Raw genomic sequence first — 19,599 nt, forward strand, 5'->3', positions numbered from 1 at the left:
GATCGAGCTCCTCTTGGTTGTTATTTAGAAGCTACCCAAACCGTCAATCGTATTCTCTTCTAGCGTCGACCATTCGGAACCGTCGAAGTTTGCGCTGCCGTGCGTCGTACTGACGTTCCGACGGAGCGTCGTATCAGGGGAGTAAATTGCGCGGTCGACTAGCATGTCGCCAATGTAAAGCTCCACGAAGATCGGATCAGTGCTATCAGGATTGAAATCGAAATCGGTGGCATAGGATATATCAAAAAAATCTATGCTATTCCAGTCGTAAATCACGAGAGTGCCATGTGCCGGAATACTAAAACCGCTTGTGGAATCGATCACGATTTCCTGTACGCCGATTTTGAGCTTGATGTTATCAATTACCGTGTCCGTCGGATTATAAAGCTCGATCCCTCTATCGAATCCACCGTCAACCGAGTACCATACCAATTCGGAGATGAACGGGCTTTGGCTCACTACCGCCACCGGATGAACCGTAACGCTAATCGTCGTTGTAGCCGTACCGCCCTTGCCGTCGGACACGTTTACCGTGAAGATAGCCGTACCGCTCGCTACCGGATGGATCGTCGGCGTGCTTGTTGTGTCGCCTGAATCGACCGTCGCGATGGACGAGTTGAGCGCCGTAATCGTATAGCTGAGCGCGTCGCCGTCTTCATCTGTGAATAAGCCTGTAAGGTCGAGCGTTCCGTCTGTGCCTACCGTGAACGTAGGCGCAGTCCATGCATCGTTCTTTACCGGCGCATGGTTAATAACTGGTGCCGGATTTACCGTAACGCTAATCGTCGTTGTAGCCGTACCGCCCTTGCCGTCGGACACGTTTACCGTGAAGGTAGCCGTACCGCTCGCTACCGGATGGATCGTCGGGGTGCTCGTTGTCCCGCCGGAAGCAACGGTCGCGATGTTCTCGTCTAGCGATTCGATCGTATAGCTGAGCGCGTCGCCGTCTTCATCCGTGAATAAGCCTGTAAGGTCCAGTGTTCCGTCTGTGCCTACCGTGAACGTAGGTGCGGCCCATGCATCGTTCTTTACAGGATCATGATTAATAGCTGGTGCCGGGTTTACCGTAACGCTAATCGTCGTTGTCGCCGTACCGCCCTTGCCGTCGGAGACGTCTACCGTGAAAGTAGCCGTACCGCTCGCTACCGGATGGATCGTCGGCATGCTCGTTGTACCACCGGGAACGACCGTCGCGATGTTCTCGTCTAGCGCCGTAATCGTATAGCTGAGCGCGTCGCCGTCTTCATCCGTGAACAAACCTGTAAGGTCGAGCGTTCCGTCTGTGCCTACCGTGAATGTAGGTGCGGCCCATGCATCGTTCTTTACAGGGTTATGATTAATAGCTGGTGCCGGGTTTACCGTAACGCTAATCGTCGTTGTAGCCGTACCGCCCTTGCCGTCGGACACGTCCACCGTGAAGTTAGCCGTACCGCTTTCTACCGGATGGATCGTCGGGGTGCTCGTTGTCCCGCCGGAAGCAACGGTCGCGATGGACGAGTTGAGTGCCGTGATCTTATAGCTGAGGGAGTCACCGTCTTGATCTTTGAACAAGCCCGAGAGATTTATTGCAGCGTCCGAGCCTATCGTCATTGGAGACACTGACCAACTTAGGTTCACGACTGGCGCATGGTTCACAGGTGTCGGCACAGGTGTTGGCGTCGGTACATTCGTCACCGGGGCGGTTGGTGCCGGCGTATCCTTCTTGCCGCCGATCACTTGTCCGATCTGCGCCTTTATTTGGTTATAATTTCGGATAATGTCGGATGGAGCTGCGTTATTCGATAATACCAGCGTATCGACTTTTACGCCGGTGAGCTGAAGATCTGAAGCATTGCCCTTCGGTTCGAGTTTCTCGATATGGGTATTCCCGTCTCCCTTGATCGTCACGTGAACGCCCGAAACCCGCAATACGCCGCTGAACGATGTGCCGCTAAGATCGAGCACAGTCGGCTTGTCGCTGCTGCCACTCCGCGTGATTTCCAGTTCTTCCAAATCGTTAAGCGAGCGGTTTTTCGATTTGAAAGTCAACACTGCGCCTGCAAGCACGTCCACATTGTTGTCTCCGATCAGACGCTTCAACGTCGGAGTAATAAGGTACGGCTTATTATCGATAAAGACGACATCCCCGTCGACTCTCGTAATGGTCGCCTGCTGCACCTTTGACTGGAAAATATCAATTAAATAAGCCGCGATATCCTGCCGTTGCACAATTGCCTTCGGTTGGAACGCCCCGTCTTGTTGCGCATTGATCAATCCGAGACGAACAGCCGTGGATACCATATCTTTCACCCAAGCGGAAGTGTTACCGATATCATTAACGACGACCGCATTGCCTCCACGTGTCCCTTCGCCATTAACGGCACGTACAAATATCGCTGCGAGCTCTTCCCGAGATACCGGTTCCTTCGGACGGAAATTGCCGTTGCCATCCCCTAGCATCAATCCAGCTTTGCGAACCGCCTCGATGTAAGGAACAGCCCACTCTCCCGTCCCCGCCTCAAGGTGAGTGCTGCTAGGTGCGGCTTGCGTATCCAACTGCAAAGATCTCGCTAGCAGAACAGCCAGCTCTTGACGCGTCAGTGCATCTACCGGTCGAAACAAGCCCTTGTCGTCTCCGGTTAACAACCCTTGGCGAGCCGCTTCTACGATCGCCGCCTTCTTTTCTTCAGTAATTTGCTCCATGTCCACAAAAGAGGTCCGGTAGGGAACTTTGCTGGTTTCAGCGGATACGAGCGAAGGATTCGTTACCGCGGTCAAAATAATTGCTGTTGAAAGCGCTTTGCTCCATTTTGTCTTCATCGTCTGGCCTCCGTGTTTGGCATTTCTTTAGTAGGTGTTTCCATTATAGTTGAGTCTGGAAAATCATTCCTCATGTAATATTTAACTAAATGAACAGCGAATTACTAGATTCCCTAATTTGGTAATTTTGTTACTTAATCTTCTTGTATAATTACGTTGAAAATTTGCACTATTATACTAAGACTTAAGAATCATATTTAGACAGATTCCAACAAACACCATTTTCCGTTGCTGCCGGTGTTTCCGTTGTTCCTGGTGTTTCTGTCAACACACTGGCAGCGGCTTCAGCCGATACAGACTGCATGATCGGCCATCACAATTGCCAGCCATCTTTTCATAAATTTCGTCATCTTCATACTGGTTTGTTTTAACGCCTTCCTTGTAAATTTTTCTATATTACATTTCATCCTATTGTATAGGATGGTTCTCTCAAAATTCTCCCAAATATCGACAAGGCTCGACCAACTCAAGGAATCTTCAACAAACGGAATTAAATTGAACCAAAAAAGTCCGGCCAAATGGAAAACCGCTGAGAGAGCACGAAAACGTGCCTTCGAAGCGGCTGCATAGAACCCTTATCGGGAATATGTGATATTGCAAAGGAATACCTACAAAAATAGATATTTTCGCTTTACTTGTGGTACGGTTCAGCTTAACGCGTCTATTGGGTTCGAGATAGAATAGAACTCAGAATAAAGGAAGACTTTAGAAAAATATTATATTTTTCCTACTCTTTATTTAAATAGTTTCCTGTATCTTGAGCTTGTGAGTTGCAAAGGAGGAAGCTGTATATGAAAAAGAGGTTTTTTTTGCTTGTCATCCTTTTGCTGTGTGGTTATATCGCGGTTCAGCAGATTACACAGGGTGAGCAGAAGAAGTCAGGTAACCAATACGATCGGGCACAAGAAAAAACTCCCGAAGAGGAGTATCGAACCATAGAAATCGCAAAAGATCAGGTTTATCAAGGCAATCTGTTACTGGTGAACAAAGAGCACCCCGTTCAGCAAGAAGCTATCAAATCGGATGTCATCCAGCTTTCTCAGAATGAGGAGCTGGTACAGGGATACCGTTTGCAGGATGACACGATTCAGGTGTCGGAGAGCGTGGGACGGGTGTTTATGGAGATGGTTCAAGCAGCACAAAAAGATAACGTGGACAATTTTATCATCAACAGCGGATATCGAAGCATGGAAGAACAGGAGCAACTCCATAGGAAAAAGGCTGCGGGGGTTGCCATGCCTGCGGGCTATAGCGAACACAATCTCGGACTGGCTCTCGATATCGGGTCTACCAAAATGAAAATGGAGCATGCACCCGAGGGGAAATGGTTGGAGGAAAATTCTTGGGAATACGGATTTATTTTGCGCTATCCAAGGGACAAGACAGAAATTACTGGCACCATGTATGAACCCTGGCATTTTCGTTACGTAGGGCTGCCGCATAGTGCGATTATGAAGAAGAACAACTTTTCACTGGAAGAATATCTGGCTTACCTGAGAGAGCAAAAACAGGTCGCTGTTCCTATCGATGGTGAAACCTATGATATCTACTATTACCCGATTTCCGCAGAGACAACAATTGATGTTCCAATCGATAAAAACTATCAGATTTCAGGTGACAATATGGGGGGAGTTATTGTAACCCTCTCCCCTTCTCTGGCGAGGGAGGCGAAAACTAACCGATGAGCGCGCCTATTGATAAGAAGTACGGCGGTCTGGATGGTTTTAGAATGATTGCCGCAATCCTCGTGATCACCAACCATACGTCGCCACTTCTGTCCTATGATGCGTTTGCTGATTTCGCCCTCTCACGAATCGTTTCCAGGATGACGGTTCCGTTTTTCTTTATGTGCACGGGGTATTTCTTCTTGCAAAAGATCGGCGCGGATAAAAGTAAGAATTTTGATATGCTGAAGAAGTTTTTAAAGAAGTTAGGAAAGTTATACGTGATTTCTATCATTTTATATATTCCAATAAATGTGTATGCCGGATATTTTACAAATCATTTTTCAGTTGTGACGATGGTTAAAGACATCTTGTTTAACGGGACGCTGTATCATCTGTGGTATTTTCCGGGCCTCATGCTAGGAGTCTGTATTTGTTACTTTCTCTATACGAGACTTTCTGCTATAGGAGCTTTCTTGATATCGTTGCTCCTGTATGGAATCGGGTTATTGGGTGACAGCTATTATGCATTTGCACAGATGAATCCGTCTATTGAAAGCATTTATCAAGCTATGTTTTCCTTGTTCGATTCCACGAGGAACGGTATTTTTTTTGCCCCTGTGTTTGTTATGTTGGGGGGCCTGATTGCTACATACGGCAAACATGATCAGGGAAAGAAGATGTCGTACACGGTTGGATTTGTCTTTTTCTTCTGCATGATGGTTACGGAAGGCTTGCTTGTACATGCATTTCATCTGTCCCGGAATGATAGTATGTATCTGTTGTCGATTCCGTGTGTATATTTTCTGTTTCAACTCTTGCTTAGCATTAGAATCGGAAGCAATGCGTATCTGAGGACTCTGGGCATGTATGTCTATGTCCTACATCCGATGTGCATCGTCATCATCCGAGTCGTGGGAAAATTAACAGGACTTACGCCGTTGATCGTTGGAAATAGTCTGATCCATTTCTTGCTGGTAACGTTACTGTCATTTGTTGTCTCTGTAATCGCGATAAAAGTTGTAAAAAAGCTGAAAAAAGTGATCAGCAGCGCGCCAGCTTTCAATTCAATCAACTGAATGTGAATCAATCAAAAAATGAAAGATACCCCTTTTTAGGTATGTATGGGTGGACTGGAACGTAATAAAATGTCGAAGTAAGCAATGAGTATCTGAAAATGAAGAGGAAAGGAGTGACATATATGTTTCCACCAAGAAGCGGATTTAATGACAAAGGCAGCAGGAGACCGCTACAAATTGTAGTGAACCTACTTGTGAGCAGCGAGCAAGCGAGAACAGCGCCTGCGAAATAAGCATTTGGTATGGGAAGAGCTGCACCTAAGTCTTTGGACTTTCGGGCAGCTTTTTCTTGTGGGACAACATTCATCCTATAAGTAAGAAAAAGAACAGATCTACATCATGAAAGGAGTTGGAATTAATCAGATGAGCTATTACTTTCAAGTCTGCAGTTCAGAGAGCTATCAGGATAAATACATGATATTTCTATTGGAACATTACAATGAACTAAATCTTCCTTATCCTTTTTCAATCTCGCTGAGTTTTCTGGCAAGCTCTGTTCTAATGCAAAAAGAAGCTATCTTGTGTTTCAACGATGAGGATGAAGTTGTCGGGGCGATTGGTTACATTTGCGGGACTTCGGAGAACCAATACAAGGATACGCATGTGGCGCAAATCCAGATTGTTTTCTTTGTTGAAACTTATCGCCAAAGCCGGCTGTTCCTAGAGAGTTTGCAATTTCTGGTGCAATATATATCACAACTACCTGAGCCTATTGTCGAGCTCCGTTTTTGGGTCCCGGTCCATCTCCGGCTGCAAAGACTTCTAGCCAAGCTTGCAGAGAAAACAGCGACATGGGATACAGCGCAAGGTGAGATTGATGAATATCATGCCGATTTCAAGGAATGGCAAGCATACATAATGAAGTTCAGACATGAAGCCTATTTCACTTCGTAGTGCTTGCTCTGTTGTGATTCTCGAGATAACTAAGCTCATATGAACGATTAGGAGGTGGGGCGGTTTATGCTTGCCCATTACCGGAATTGCCAAAATGATGAGGATTATGCGCAGTTTACGTTATATTTTATCCGAAACCGAAAAGATTTTAACCGCCAATTCTCACTTGCGGATGCACTTGTACATGTGTTGGAATCCATCCCCAACTCCCGCATTATATTAATAACGGACAAGATGGGGGCAATGATAGGTTGGGGGCATTATCGCTATCTTAATACTGAGAATGAATTTGATCCCAAAGGTGAAATCGTTTTTGTTAATTCTGCCATTGTCCACCCCTCCTATCGCAGCAGCCGCGTATTTATTCAGGGGTTCCGCTATTTGGTACAACAAATCGTCGCAGAGAATTGTGGCGTTAACTATCTACAATTTTGCGCTCAGATCGACAACACTTATCTAAATCGACTGTATGCGAAGTTTGCCCGCGTTATTGGGCAAAGAGAAGGCTACCATGGAATTGAAAATGTCTATTCCTCGGATTTCGGACAGCTACTTCAGTATCTGAAGCTCAGTTCAAAAGGCGGAGATTGAAATGCATTTTTTATAAACAATAATTCGTTATTAGATTCCATATAAACTGCTTAGCTGCCTATAAGTCTGAAATATTTGGTCGATGCAGCGTTTATGCCAAAGGATGCTCTGAGCTTTCTTCTCGATGCAATCGGCAGCAATTTGCACCTATGTGGGTGCTCATACTTTTCGTCAATAGACCCGTTAAGCTGGACCATATCATAAGTAGTGGCGAAATAAATGGGGTGTATGCGAGGGGGATTTTTGTGGGTAGTGGAATAGAGTGTGTTTTAACCCCTTCGACCTTTTGGTCTAAGGGGTTTTGCTTTTGAAAAGAAACGAATATTTCCCTATATATTTCCATTGTGTGATATCATAAAATTGATGAGGAATGATGCGGAGTTGAATGACTACTCATTAAAAGAGGCAAAAAAATCTGATCGACAGTGCGTTACAGACGGTAGTGAAAACCGTCTGTTTTTATTTGAAAAACTTGTGAACTACTTTAGGATTGAAAGGACGGCCTTTGTGTGACAAAAAAGAAAACAATGAAAAGAATCTACAAGATTCTCCTGACTGCGATAGGTGGAATTATACTTATTTTCGGTGCTCTGGCGGGTTATGTTTATTTCTTCATGCTTGAAAAGCCTGCTGAACCGGATAAATGGGCTGCTGCGGAGCGCTATGTCTGGAATAAAATCAAGTTTGACCAGGATGCACAAGTCATTTCTGCCGATGGTTCGGAATACTATTTACTTGCCAATAAGGGAGCAGCTGCTGAAAATAAATTGATCATTTATTTTTCTGGGGGCGGTGTGGCCTGGGATGCGGTGACTGCCACGCATCCGATCAGTCTGGGTAATGTAATGAAGAGCGGTAAAATCAAATATTACTTTCCGAACATTCCATTCTTTAAGGTAAGTACGCTTGGCGGTCTGTTGAAAAATAATAACCCTGACAATCCGTTCAATGGTTGGAATATTGTATATATCCCTTATTCTACGGGTGATCTGCATATCGGGAATGCATTCAAGGAATATACGGACGCCAAAGGCAAGCCGTTCACCATGCGTTACAACGGTCAAGCCAATACGCGCGCAGCATTGGAATGGATTACAAACCATTTCGCTGCGCCGGAAAAGATCCTCATTGCGGGAGAAAGCGCCGGAGGATTCGGAGCTGCCTTCTGGGCGCCTGAGATTGCGAAATGCTACCCGACTGCACGCATTTATCAATATTCGGACAGCTCCTACTTAAATGCCGACCGCTGGCCAGATATTATCGATAACGAATGGAAGGCCAATTTTGCAGCAACCTTTGGTTATGAAGTCCACGGCGATTTGATTTCGTCCGTATTCGCGGCGAACCGCAAGCTGCTCCCGGACAACGCGGTACTTTTGCAGTCCAATACACTTTATGATGAGCTGTTGTTCGACTTTGAAAAGGATTTGAATGGTGACGTTTCGGATGATGGCGAATATATGCATCGCTGGTCGACGCGCATGCTGCAATCTGCCCGAGAGCTTACTGAAGCATTACCAGGCTACTATTATTACATCACGGATTACGGTCTTAACGAGAAGACGGGCAGGACACCACATACACTCTCCCCATTAAACCATTTCTACAATGCCGAACAGGACGGGGTGAAGCTGATGAAGTGGCTGGACGATGCCGTGAATAAGGATGAATATTACTCCGTGGGGCGGCATTTTGTAGCACGATAATTGAATCATCGACAAATTAGTGAACAGGCAAAGGGAGCGATTGTAATAAATATTACCAAAAAAACTTATATAGTGTAGAATTATACCGAATCTCCAATGTATAGTGGAGAAGAATGCAGCACCATTCTATTCTGTAGTCGGGAGTGAATCGTCAGATGAATCAGAAATATCGTAAACGGAACACGCTTGCCTTTACGGCAGTATCGTATTTTGCTTTGGCTGCAGGTCTCTTTTTATTCTGTCTAGGAGTGTATAACGCAGATTGGGAATTGAACGTGAAAGGTTATTATCTGCTTTGCATGGTGTTAATCACGATAAGCTGTATCGTTGTACAGAAGGTCGTTCGAGACAATACAGAAGATAATGAACTTCGTTTGGAAAATCCGAAACACCGGATGAGAAATACAGCAGCTTTTACAGGTATGTCTTTTGCGGGTTTGATTATCGGGTATGGGATGTTCTTCATTGGCCTTTACAACGCTCCATTTGAATTAAATGTAAAGGGGTATTACATAGCTGTGATTCTTTTGATATCATATAGCGCAATTGGCGTTCAGAAAGTGGCGAGGGATAACGCGGAAGATAAAGAGATTCTTGCCGAGGAAGATGCCAGACGGGACATTCATGCGTGAAAATGGACAAATTCTGTCGTCGATGAACGACGTTTGGTATCTAGGCGAAAAGCAGTGGAAGGCAGGTAATCTCATCTCCAAATAAGCGGATTTCTGTTTCGGAAACCGACTCTGAAGTGCATGTTTAGAGTAAACGAGTAAAGGCACCCTTGATAAGAGGGTGCCTTTTTTTCACTTCTATAGTGATCTTATCATTTTAAAGCTGATTTCTTTTGTTTTTGGTCTAAAAGATGGCTAAAGAAAGTTAGCAGACTTGCACAGACTGCAACTACCCCACCGACCCATGTTACATTCATTAAATTCCCTTGGTGGTATACAATTCCGCCTAATGCAGAACCAAAAGCGATACCTACGTTGCTTGCCACTGGCATAAGTGAAGCAGCTAGTCCTGTTGCATTTGGCTGATAAACACCGGCAAGGTCTATTAAATAAAGCTGAGTAGATGTTGTTAAGAGGATGGCCATTAACGACATCAAGCCAATGTTTGTCAGTCCTAAAATAAAATGATTTGTAGTCCAAAATAAACTTGTCAGAACAACTGCCTGCACGAGAAAAACAAACCGAAGACGACCAATAGCATTGTGGCTGGCAATTTTACCAGCAAGGATGTTGCTGAAAATCGAGATGAACCCGTAACCGAATAAGATTAAACTAATTGATTGATTTGGTGCTCCCATTCCTTTCAAGATAGGAACAAGGTACGTAAAGACGGCATACGTTGCGCAAAATCCGAGAGCAGGAATGAAAAAAGCCATCAAAATTCGTGGCTTGGTCAATAAAGAAAATTGATCCCGTATCGAACTGCGTACTTGGCTGAGTTTATTAGGTAAGACAACAAAGGATGCCCAAAATGCCAATCCCCCTAGGAAAGTGGTTAACATGAAAGTGGCATTCCAGCCGTACCATTCGGCGATGACAATACCAATGGGCACGCCAACGACATTTGCAAGTGTGAAACCACCGAAAACGAATGATATCGCAAGTCCGCGTTTTTCGATCGGCATGGTTTCACTTGCAACAATCATGGCTAGAGAGATTAATACTCCTGTTACAATGGCTGTCATAATCCGAAGTACAAGGAGCATGATGTAGCTCGTCGATATTACGCACAAAGCATTCAGGGCGATGAAAGATCCTATCAAAAACAACATCCACTTACGCTTTGGAAAATGACTTGTTGCTGACATCACGAGTGGTGTGGAGATGGCAAACGTAATCGCAAACGCAGAAACAAGTGTGCCTGCTTTTGCATTTGTCATATGAAGGTTTGAGGAAATATCTGTTAAGATACCGACAATAACAAATTCACTTGTCCCGAGAACAAATGTTAATAAAGTAAGTGCTAAGATAAGCAACCAATGTTGCTTGGATAATTTTGTGGTGTGCATAAATACCTCTTTTCTTAGATGAATGTAAATGTGTCATATGGTAAATACACAGCCTGAACATCATACCATAATATATTTTTGCGAGGAAAGCTCTTTCTTGCTAAGCGAATTTCATTATTATGAAATTATTTCATCATATATTGAATGTTGTTCTCATATATATTACATTATTCATAAATATGAAATTAAGGGTGAAGTCATGAATATAGGAATGGAAATAAAGAAATTAAGGACTGAAAAAGGAATTACTTTGAAAGAGTTAAGTGAAAAAAGCGAACTATCTGTTGGATTTCTGTCTCAATTAGAAAGGGGGCTTACGACCATAGCGGTTGATTCACTTGAAAAACTAGCTGATATTTTGGAAGTGCATTTAACATACTTTTTTGATTATCCACTTAAAAAGAAAGACATGGTACTCAGAAGTTATGAACAAGAAATAATGGATTCAGCAGAAGGTGGTTTTATTAAGTATAGTTTAAGTACAGATTTGGAAAATAAACAACTTGTTCCAAGGCTTATAGAAATCCTTCCTCAAAGGAGAGATGAAGAAATATTATCCTATAAGCATGAGGGAGAAGAGTTCATTTATGTATTAGAGGGTATATTAACCGTTTATATCAATGGTACGAGGCATGAAGTATATCCTGGTGACAGTGTTCATATGGACTCAAATATTGACCACAATTGGGCTAATTATACGAACAAAAAGGTCAAGCTTATCGCTGTGAATACGCCTAATTATATCTACAATAGTCGGGTTAACAATGGATAAATTAATATTATATCTCATCGGTTCTTTTTTTGTAATCGGAGCTATTGATTATATTACCGGGAATCACTTGAAACTGGGTGGGAAATTTGAGGAAGGCATAAAGACCATGGGGGCTTTAGGGCTTGGCATGATAGGAATAATTTCTTTAGCCCCTATATTTACAAATTTTCTGTCCGCTGTGATTATTCCAATCTGTAGAGTTTTTCATCTAGATCCTTCTATCGTTCCTGCAGCATTGTTAGCTGTAGATATGGGGGGCTATCAAATCGCTGATAAGCTAGCATTAACAAAGGAAATGGGGACATTCTCAGGAATTATCATCGCATCTACTTTAGGAGCCACCATTAGTTTTTCAATCCCCGTCGCGTTAGGGATGCTCTCTAAAGAGGATGAGAAATATTTCTCTAAGGGTGTGCTGGTTGGAATTATTACTATACCGATAGGATGTCTTGCAGCAGGCTTATGGCAAAAAATAAATTTCGGCATATTAGTATGGAATCTGGCACCTATATTTGTTTTTGCCATTATTTTAGGAGCCGGATTATTAAAAGCCCCTCATGTTTTTATAAAAGTTTTTAATGGTTTTGGAAAGCTTATCATGAGTTTGAGTATTGTTGGATTACTTTTACAAGGTATAGATGTGATATTTGGCGTAAAGCTTGTCTCAGGATTAACACCCCTATCTGAATGTACAGTTATCGTAGGCAAGATCGCATTTGTTTTAGGTGGAGCATATCCTATGCTAGCACTTATCAATCGAATTTTTAAAAATAGTTTTGAAAAAATAGGGGAGAAATTTGGAGTTAATTCCGTGTCAGTAGCGGGGATTCTAGGAAATTTGGCTAGTAATCTGTTGATATTCGGAACATATAAGGAAATGAATCCTAAAGGAAAAGTGGTATGTGCTGCCTTTGGCGTAAGTGGAGCATTTGTATTTGGTGGTCAACTTGGCTTCGTGTCAGGAGTAGCCCCTGAAATGTTAGGAGCCTTTATCATATCAAAGCTTACAGCCGGAATCATTAGTATCGTACTAGCCGTATGGCTGTATGATCGTGAAAGTAAAGAATTTAGCCTTAAGAAAAATGGAGGTATTCGTAATGATTATCAGGGATAGGGTTTCAATGTTAAGGCAGCTCATGAAAGAAAATCAAATGGATGCTTATATTATTCCCAGTTTTGATGCACATCAGAGTGAATATGTAGCAGAACATTGGAAGGGTAGACAATGGATATCAGGGTTCACAGGGTCTGCAGGTACAGTCGTTATTACATTAGAGGATGCTGGGTTATGGACAGACGGCAGATACTATATTCAAGCTGAACAGCAGCTTGAGGGATCAGGAATCAGATTATTTAGAATGATGGATCCCGGGGTACCCTTTTATACAAAATGGCTAGCAGATGTTCTTCAAGAAGGAAGCATTGTGGGCTTTGATGGAAATGTTTTTTCAACGAATATGGTTAAAAAGATGGAGAAAGATCTAAAAGCAAAGAGAATCGAATTAAAAATGAATCAAGACTTCATTGGTGATCTGTGGGAAGATAGACCGGAGATTCCTAAAGGATCAATTTTTACTCATGACGTAAACTATGCAGGCAAATCGAGAGTAGAAAAATTAAATGAAGTAAGAGAAGAAATGAAAAATATCGGAGCAAATTATTATATTTTAACTTCTCTTGATGACATTGCATGGCTATTGAATATAAGAGGGTCCGATGTGCCTAACAATCCAGTTGTAATAGCAAATGTTATCGTTGCAGAACATAAATGTTATTTATTTATTGATTCTAGCAAGGTTCCCTTTTTGGTTAGAGCAGAGCTGGAGGCTGAAGGAGTCGAGTTAAAAGCGAATCATGAAATTCAAACATTCTTGGGAAATCTTTCAAGCGGAGATACGATTATTTTAGATTCGAATAAAACAAATATCAGTTTATATCATGCCATAAACAGTAATACAAAGAAAATTGAAATTCCTGACATCACGACGAATTTAAAAGCGATTAAAAATGAAGTTGAGATAAACAACTTAAAATGGTGTGAAATAAAAGATGGTTTAGCCATGGTGAAATTTATAAAATGGCTAAAAAACGTTGTAGATAAAGAAGAAATTACAGAGATTACTGCAGAAGAAAGATTAGAAGATTTCAGAAGGGGACAGGAAGGATACGTTGGGCCTAGCTTTGATACGATAGCAGGTTATAAAGAACATGCTGCGATGATGCATTATAAAGCCAATAAAGAAACGCAATATACGCTTAAGAATGAAGGTCTTTTTTTAATTGATTCAGGCGGACAATATTATGATGGAACAACTGATATTACACGCACGATTGTTTTAGGAAAACTTACCGATGAACAAAAAAGAGATTTTACTTTGGTGTTAAAAGGATTTATTGCATTAAGCTCAGTCAAATATTTATACGGAGCAACAGGCTCTAACTTAGACGTTTTGGCAAGACAACCCATTTGGCAGTATGGTCTGGACTATAAATGCGGGACAGGACATGGGGTAGGTTTTTTCTTGAATGTTCATGAAGGCCCACAAAGCATAAGAAATAATAATAATAATGTTATATTAGAAAAAGGCATGATTATTACGAATGAACCGGGAATATACCTCGAAGGTAAATACGGAATTCGAATTGAAAATATGATGTTAGTCGCCCAAGACGAGAAAACAGAGTTTGGTCAATTTATGAAGTTTGAAGCAATTACATATTGCCCTATTGATTTAGCTGGTATCCATATAGATATGTTAACAGAGAGTGAAAAGCAATGGTTAAACAATTATCATCAAGAGGTATACACGAAGCTAGCTCCTTATTTAAATGAAGAAGAGAGCGTATGGCTAAGGGAAGAAACTAGGGAAATATAAATAGAATATTATCTTTTGATGGGCACCCATAGGGGTGCTCATTTTTTCACCGATAGACACGTTAAGCGGAACCGTATGCTAAGTATGGCGAATTATTTTAGCAAAAAGGTGCTGTTACAATCCGTCTCAAGATGGAGAACAAATCCATCATCAGACTGATAAATGGATGTGCCAGTATCCTTTATACTACGGTTAAGGAATTTCCAGTAGAGGTGGAATTGAAAACCATGAATGCAAATCAAAATCAGCGAATTCGCTATGCGGTTTTCGAGAATGAAATTCAATTACCGATCCTGGATATTACTCATCCGCTTTTCAACGCAAGCATTGATGAACATGCGTATCATTTAAGCTGTCTCAAGTCAGCCCGGAGTATTGAATCATTAAAGCGGATGCCTGGCTTTATCCGGAATATCTTTGTGAAAATGTCGAATGTTGATCATTCCTATCTTAGCGGCATGCGTACTTTGCTGTACAAACTTGGCCCTGACTTAAGCCGGGGGATAAAATTGGGTTTCCGGGACAAGTGGGCGGTGAAGCAAACCTCTTTCATGGGACTGCGGATCCGGCTGAGGGATCTTTGCCGACGCCAGTCGAAAATTTTGCAGCCCCAGCTCAAGCAATTCCCTGAACGGAACCTTTGTTTCTTCAATATCGCTGGGGGGGCAGCTGCTGACAGTATTAACACCCTGATTCTAATTCAGGAATCAGACCCGGAATTACTTAAGGGACGGAAGATTGAGATCAACATTTTAGATATCGATACCTACGGCCCCAGTTTTGCAAAACGGTGCATTGATGTTTTGAAGCAGCCGGGGGAATGCTTCCATGGTCTGGACATTACCCTCAATACTATTCATTATAACTGGAGCCAACCAGAGGGATTATTAAAGATGAGTCTGGAACGTTCCGGCTGGATTCAGCTCTGTTCATCGGAGGGCGGTCTTTTCGAGTACGGTTCGGATTCAGATATTATTGAGAATTTAAACCATTTCTTTACTAACTCCCCGGCGGACGCCCGGGTTACCGGTTCATTAATTTTCGACCGGGAACATGTAAATCCGGGGTACCTGGGATTTACAGAGTTTATTGGTGTGCAAATCCGATATCTTGGGCTGGAGGGATTGCAGCGAATTCTAATCCAAACCTCGTGGGTATTGGAAGAATCCCATGAAATTGATACGATCTATATTCTGTTTTCATTAAAGAAACCGTGACTTAAACGTCAAGGATCAGTCTCCGAACTCGGGAATTGGTTTGCGCACAAGCGGGCAACCCGCCACTGGCGTACAATGAACCATAACCAGTGAGCGAGGTGAACTTAAATGACACAATCCAAAGGGGCGTTCGCACGGGCCAAGCTGCTGCAGGGTAGGCCGGTATGCATCACCCTGCATAGCGGAAAGTCCTACGTCGGCTACATTACCGACGTCAACAGCAGCGGCTTGACGCTGGCTAGCGCCGGAGCTCGGCCGCGCACCTCATCCGGGAAGCAAGGCTCCCGGCTTAGTCAGCGCAGAGCCGGCTCCCATGCCTCGGGCAGACGACCCGGTAGTCGGCGAAGCGGCGCGCGCAAGTCTTACGTCCGTTCCCACTCCCGTAAGCCGGAAGCCAAGGTATCGGCCTTTCTGCCGATGATGGGATCGCTGCTTGGGGGATTAGGCGGCATCGGCGGACTTGGCGGCGCTGCTGCGGGATCGTTCGGCGGTGCGTTGGGCGGCGGCATGCGGCTGTTCGGTATGATGCAGCGGTTTTTCCCGGTCATGAAGTTAGGGTTCGGCATGATCAAATCCGTAAGTCCGTTTTTCGGCGCTTTTCAAGGCTTAATGAAGCCATCTGGAGCTGCCTCGAGATAGGGTGAATCACCGTAACCGGAAGAGGAGTAGCCCTTTTGGACGGACCAAGGGGCTATCCTTGATTCACGAGTTTATTCCACCATGGCAGAGCAGGAACATTCATCTCCCCATTCAAAGCAACGGTATCACCAATTTGAGGAGCAACGAGGTTCACATTTGCTTTCTTTGCTTCGATTATGGCTCGTCGGATCGGTTCCGTCCAACCATGATAAGCAAGGGTAAAGGCTCCCCAATGAATTAACATCATATTTTTCCCATTTACATCCTTATGAGCCTTCACAGCTTCTTCAGGAGTCATATGGACCCAAGACCAGCGCCTGTCATACTGCCCACCTTCAATTAATGCTAGATCAAATGGTCCATACTTTTTCCCGATATCTATAAAATGCGTATCGTAGCCACCATCACCACTGGTAAAGAAACGGGTTTTCTTACCGAGAATGACCCATCCACCCCATAAAGTCGTATCCCGATTAAAAAGCCCTCTTCCAGAGAAGTGTTTAGAAGGAGTTAATACAACGGTTAAACCTTGGAACTCCGTTTCGTCCCACCAATTCAGTTCAGTAATGTTTTCTTTTGCAACGCCCCATCGGAGCAAGTGAGCACTTACACCATAAGGAACAAAAAAATGTCTGACCTTGTCCTTAAGCTTACGTATCGAGGGATAATCTAAGTGGTCGTAGTGATCATGGGTAATAAAAACCGCATCGATTGGCGGTAATTCATCAACAATATACAGCATATCTTCGCTGTAGCGTTTGCTTCCTGCAAAAGAAACAGGTGAAGCCACAGGTCCAAGCATCGGGTCTACAAATAGCTTTTTATTATCGATACTGAGTAAGAAAGAAGAGTGCCCAAACCAAGTTAAGCTATCTTCTTTACTTTTGATCTTGTTCCAGTCCAATTTCGTAACAGGAAGTTTACCGGAAGGCTTGCGGTCTGGAGCCCTTGAAATCGAATCCTTTATCATTGAGAAATAATCAGATGCGCTCATGGCTAGACTGGTTGGCACCTGATTAACAAACTTCCCGTTTACATAGTTATCAAACCTGCTATATTGTTCTTTTTGGGCGTTACTTGGGTTGCCACCGAATACTGGAATCATATTGCTTTCACATTTCCTTCCTCTAAGAGCTCCCCGTTAACCGCAATCCGATTGGTGCCATTGGACTTGGCGAGATACATCGATTGGTCCGCCGCGCGAATGAGGTCGAGCTCCGTCTTACCATCTGTCCATAGTGTACAGCCGACGCTGGTAGACATCGGCAGCTGTAGCTCCTTAATCCGCATTGGCAACTCTAGTTGCTCGATCAAACGCTTGGCAACCTGCACCAGGCCGTCGTAGTCGTTCTGCAGCCATGCCGCTACCACGAACTCATCGCCGCCGACGCGTGCGATCAGATCAGATTCGCAAACCGCATTCTTAATGCGATTCGCAAATTCTACAAGCACGAGATCGCCGACTTCATGTCCGTAAGTATCGTTGCATTGCTTGAACTTATTCAAATCGAGGTAGAACACCCCGAATAAGTCTTCCTCTCGACTGGCCCGATTCATCCAGCCTTGAATTCGATCGCTAAAACCTCTACGATTCAGCAATCCCGTCAGAATGTCGCGCTCTGTCAATTGAATGAGCTCGCTCTCTAGTTTTTCGCGTCTTTCAATTTCGGCTCTTAATTGAACTAATAATTGCTCATAATCGTTCAGAATTCGAATTTTGTCGTCGTAGTTGATTTGCTTGCCCAGCTCCGAGCCCAGGGCGAGCGATAACAACTGCAATGTCTCGATATCGCGGCTGGAGAAAGCATCGGGGCGGTCGGAGATGACTTTCAACACGCCGACGGCGTTGCTAGATTCGAACAGAGGAACGCAGACCATGCTCCGCGCGCCGACTTTCATCGTCGCTTCCTTGTTGACGCGATCGTCCTGCTGTGTATCTGGCGAATACAAGATTTCCTTCTCTGTCACGCATAGACCCGACAGACTGCCGCTCTTATTTATTCGAATGCCGAGATGAGGCTGCAAGGTGCCGCTGACGGCGGCATAAACCATTTCATCGCCTGCCAGCATCTCGATGGTAGAACCGTCGGCATCGGTTAATAAGCACATCCGATCGCAGATCGTCTGCATAAACAGTTTCAAATCAAAGTTAGATAACAGCATCTGCTGTTGGATTTCCATGATGACTTTAAGGTGACGGTTCCCAAACATCGTCCCAATTCCTCCATGCTTCACAAAGTAATCTGTCGGCCATTATTAGGTAATATGCTAGCATTTTTAATTAGGTTTGTCAGCAGAGCTCCTGGTGGTGCAGGGGGAACGACAATTAATCCCATCTTGTGGTATGATTTCACTAGCAGTAAATATGTTCCATGAAGAGTGATAAGGAACAAAAACATACTAGGAGAGTGACTAAGGCTATACAACCATATCAACTTCTATCTGAACTCCTATCTCGAATAGAAGAAAATGTCTCTGGTACAAGCGAGACAGAATATCTGAACGATCTCCCAGTCTCTACGGTTCATTTACGTCGGCTTTTCAAGTTCGCTTTCGGCGTGCCGCTACAAAGCTATATCCGCTCTCGAAAGCTAGCCGTCAGCCTGGAGAATCTAATGCAAACCGATAAGCGGGTCCTCGACATTGCCATCGAATGCGGGTATGAACATGAACAAACCTACATACGCGCGTTTAAACGCGAATATGGGATAACGCCTGGCGAATGCAGGGAATCCGGCCGGAACATTCACGTAACGCCTCCTCTGCATCTATTTCCTCAGAACGATGTTTGCGGAAATATGGTATACGGGTCGGAGCTGGTCATGATTCCAGCCTTTCATGTCATCGGGCGAAGGTATCAAATTGAGATCGCGGAAGCGCCGACCCAAGCGCCCGAAGCGGCCAAACAGTTCTGGTGGGACAAGCGGCACCATGTGCCTAATCCGGTGGAACCCCATATCTATTACGGTCTAACGAGGACACCTGATTCATCGCTTCGTTGGACGTATTATCTGCCGTCTATGCGTGTAACGGATCTGAACAATATTCCTGACGGCTTGACAGGCGATACCGTTCCAGCTACTATGTGCGTCGGATTTCGGTATATTGGGAAGCATCATTACGAGGAGATTAGCGAACTACGCGCAGAGGCGCTGTATACTGCCATTGACAGGCTTGCCAAGGAGCACAACGGGAGATATGAGCTTCTGGATAGCGAATTCTTCTTCGAAAAAATTGATACGGATGCATATGATGGGGAGTATTGCCAAATGGAATGGTTTGCGCCCATCCGAGTGAAAAACAGCTAAGATGATCAAAAAAGTCCATTGAGCGTGCCGCAAT

The 19,599-nt window shown here is 44.0% G+C and carries 16 protein-coding genes; 12 read left to right on the forward strand and 4 right to left on the reverse strand.

Translation table 11 applies throughout. The features are described 5' to 3' along the window. Positions 1–24: 24 nt before the first annotated feature. A complete protein-coding gene (locus GCU39_RS24610) occupies positions 25–2,799 on the reverse strand; it encodes an S-layer homology domain-containing protein (protein WP_152395866.1) in 2,775 nt (924 codons plus the stop codon). A 791-nt stretch (positions 2,800–3,590) separates the two neighbouring features. On the opposite strand from GCU39_RS24610, the gene GCU39_RS24615 reads away from it, so the two are divergent. From GCU39_RS24615 to GCU39_RS24640, 6 genes are all read left to right on the forward strand, one after another. Further along, entirely contained in the window at positions 3,591–4,484 is an 894-nt protein-coding gene (locus GCU39_RS24615) for a M15 family metallopeptidase (protein ID WP_152395867.1), read from the forward strand. Further along, positions 4,481–5,542, forward strand: coding sequence for an acyltransferase family protein (locus GCU39_RS24620; RefSeq protein ID WP_152395868.1), 1,062 nt, complete (start codon positions 4,481–4,483; stop codon positions 5,540–5,542). The genes GCU39_RS24615 and GCU39_RS24620 overlap by 4 nt, the downstream gene beginning before the upstream one ends. A 339-nt stretch (positions 5,543–5,881) precedes the next feature. Then, positions 5,882–6,436: a hypothetical protein gene (locus tag GCU39_RS24625; RefSeq protein WP_227793321.1), complete on the forward strand. Its 555-nt coding sequence runs from the start codon at positions 5,882–5,884 to the stop codon at positions 6,434–6,436. 66 nt (positions 6,437–6,502) lie between these two features. Continuing rightward, a complete protein-coding gene (locus tag GCU39_RS24630) occupies positions 6,503–7,027 on the forward strand; it encodes a GNAT family N-acetyltransferase (protein ID WP_152395870.1) in 525 nt (174 codons plus the stop codon). Positions 7,028–7,554: 527 nt separating this feature from the next. Then, on the forward strand, positions 7,555–8,733 hold the full coding sequence (locus GCU39_RS24635) for a pectinacetylesterase family protein (protein ID WP_227793322.1): 1,179 nt from the start codon (positions 7,555–7,557) through the stop codon (positions 8,731–8,733). A 155-nt stretch (positions 8,734–8,888) separates the two neighbouring features. After that, entirely contained in the window at positions 8,889–9,365 is a 477-nt protein-coding gene (locus tag GCU39_RS24640) for a YiaA/YiaB family inner membrane protein (protein ID WP_152395872.1), read from the forward strand. Between the two features lie 191 nt (positions 9,366–9,556). Here GCU39_RS24640 and GCU39_RS24645 read toward each other — a convergent pair whose 3' ends face one another. Continuing rightward, entirely contained in the window at positions 9,557–10,753 is a 1,197-nt protein-coding gene (locus tag GCU39_RS24645; RefSeq protein ID WP_152395873.1) for an MFS transporter, read from the reverse strand. Between the two features lie 199 nt (positions 10,754–10,952). Here GCU39_RS24645 and GCU39_RS24650 point away from each other — a divergent pair, with 199 nt between their 5' ends. The 5 genes from GCU39_RS24650 (at position 10,953) to GCU39_RS24670 (ending at position 16,257) form a co-directional block, all read left to right on the forward strand. Continuing rightward, entirely contained in the window at positions 10,953–11,525 is a 573-nt protein-coding gene (locus GCU39_RS24650; protein WP_152395874.1) for a helix-turn-helix domain-containing protein, read from the forward strand. Beyond that, positions 11,518–12,639, forward strand: coding sequence for an ethanolamine utilization protein EutH (gene eutH, locus GCU39_RS24655; RefSeq protein WP_152395875.1), 1,122 nt, complete (start codon positions 11,518–11,520; stop codon positions 12,637–12,639). The genes GCU39_RS24650 and eutH overlap by 8 nt, the downstream gene beginning before the upstream one ends. Beyond that, positions 12,623–14,401, forward strand: coding sequence for an aminopeptidase P family protein (locus tag GCU39_RS24660; protein WP_152395876.1), 1,779 nt, complete (start codon positions 12,623–12,625; stop codon positions 14,399–14,401). The genes eutH and GCU39_RS24660 overlap by 17 nt, the downstream gene beginning before the upstream one ends. 227 nt (positions 14,402–14,628) lie before the next feature. After that, positions 14,629–15,618 carry a hypothetical protein gene (locus tag GCU39_RS24665; RefSeq protein WP_152395877.1) on the forward strand — a complete coding sequence of 330 codons (990 nt, stop codon included), beginning with the start codon at positions 14,629–14,631 and terminating at the stop codon, positions 15,616–15,618. A 108-nt stretch (positions 15,619–15,726) separates the two neighbouring features. Then, positions 15,727–16,257 carry a hypothetical protein gene (locus GCU39_RS24670; protein WP_152395878.1) on the forward strand — a complete coding sequence of 177 codons (531 nt, stop codon included), beginning with the start codon at positions 15,727–15,729 and terminating at the stop codon, positions 16,255–16,257. Positions 16,258–16,309: 52 nt separating this feature from the next. On the opposite strand, the gene GCU39_RS24675 is transcribed toward GCU39_RS24670, so the two are convergent. Both GCU39_RS24675 and GCU39_RS24680 read right to left on the reverse strand, forming a co-directional pair. Further along, the gene (locus GCU39_RS24675; protein WP_152395879.1) at positions 16,310–17,362 is read right to left on the reverse strand and encodes an MBL fold metallo-hydrolase; all 1,053 of its coding nucleotides are present in this window, start codon (positions 17,360–17,362) and stop codon (positions 16,310–16,312) included. Then, complete coding sequence (locus GCU39_RS24680) at positions 17,359–18,468, reverse strand: sensor domain-containing diguanylate cyclase (RefSeq protein WP_152395880.1); 1,110 nt, start codon at positions 18,466–18,468, stop codon at positions 17,359–17,361. Before GCU39_RS24680 ends, GCU39_RS24675 begins: the two co-directional genes overlap by 4 nt. Before the next feature lie 197 nt (positions 18,469–18,665). Here GCU39_RS24680 and GCU39_RS24685 point away from each other — a divergent pair, with 197 nt between their 5' ends. After that, entirely contained in the window at positions 18,666–19,565 is a 900-nt protein-coding gene (locus GCU39_RS24685; RefSeq protein WP_193726615.1) for a helix-turn-helix domain-containing protein, read from the forward strand. The last annotated feature ends 34 nt before the right edge of the window (positions 19,566–19,599 follow it).

It is taken from the genome of Paenibacillus guangzhouensis, from assembly GCF_009363075.1.
Lineage (GTDB): Bacteria > Bacillota > Bacilli > Paenibacillales > Paenibacillaceae > Paenibacillus_K > Paenibacillus_K guangzhouensis.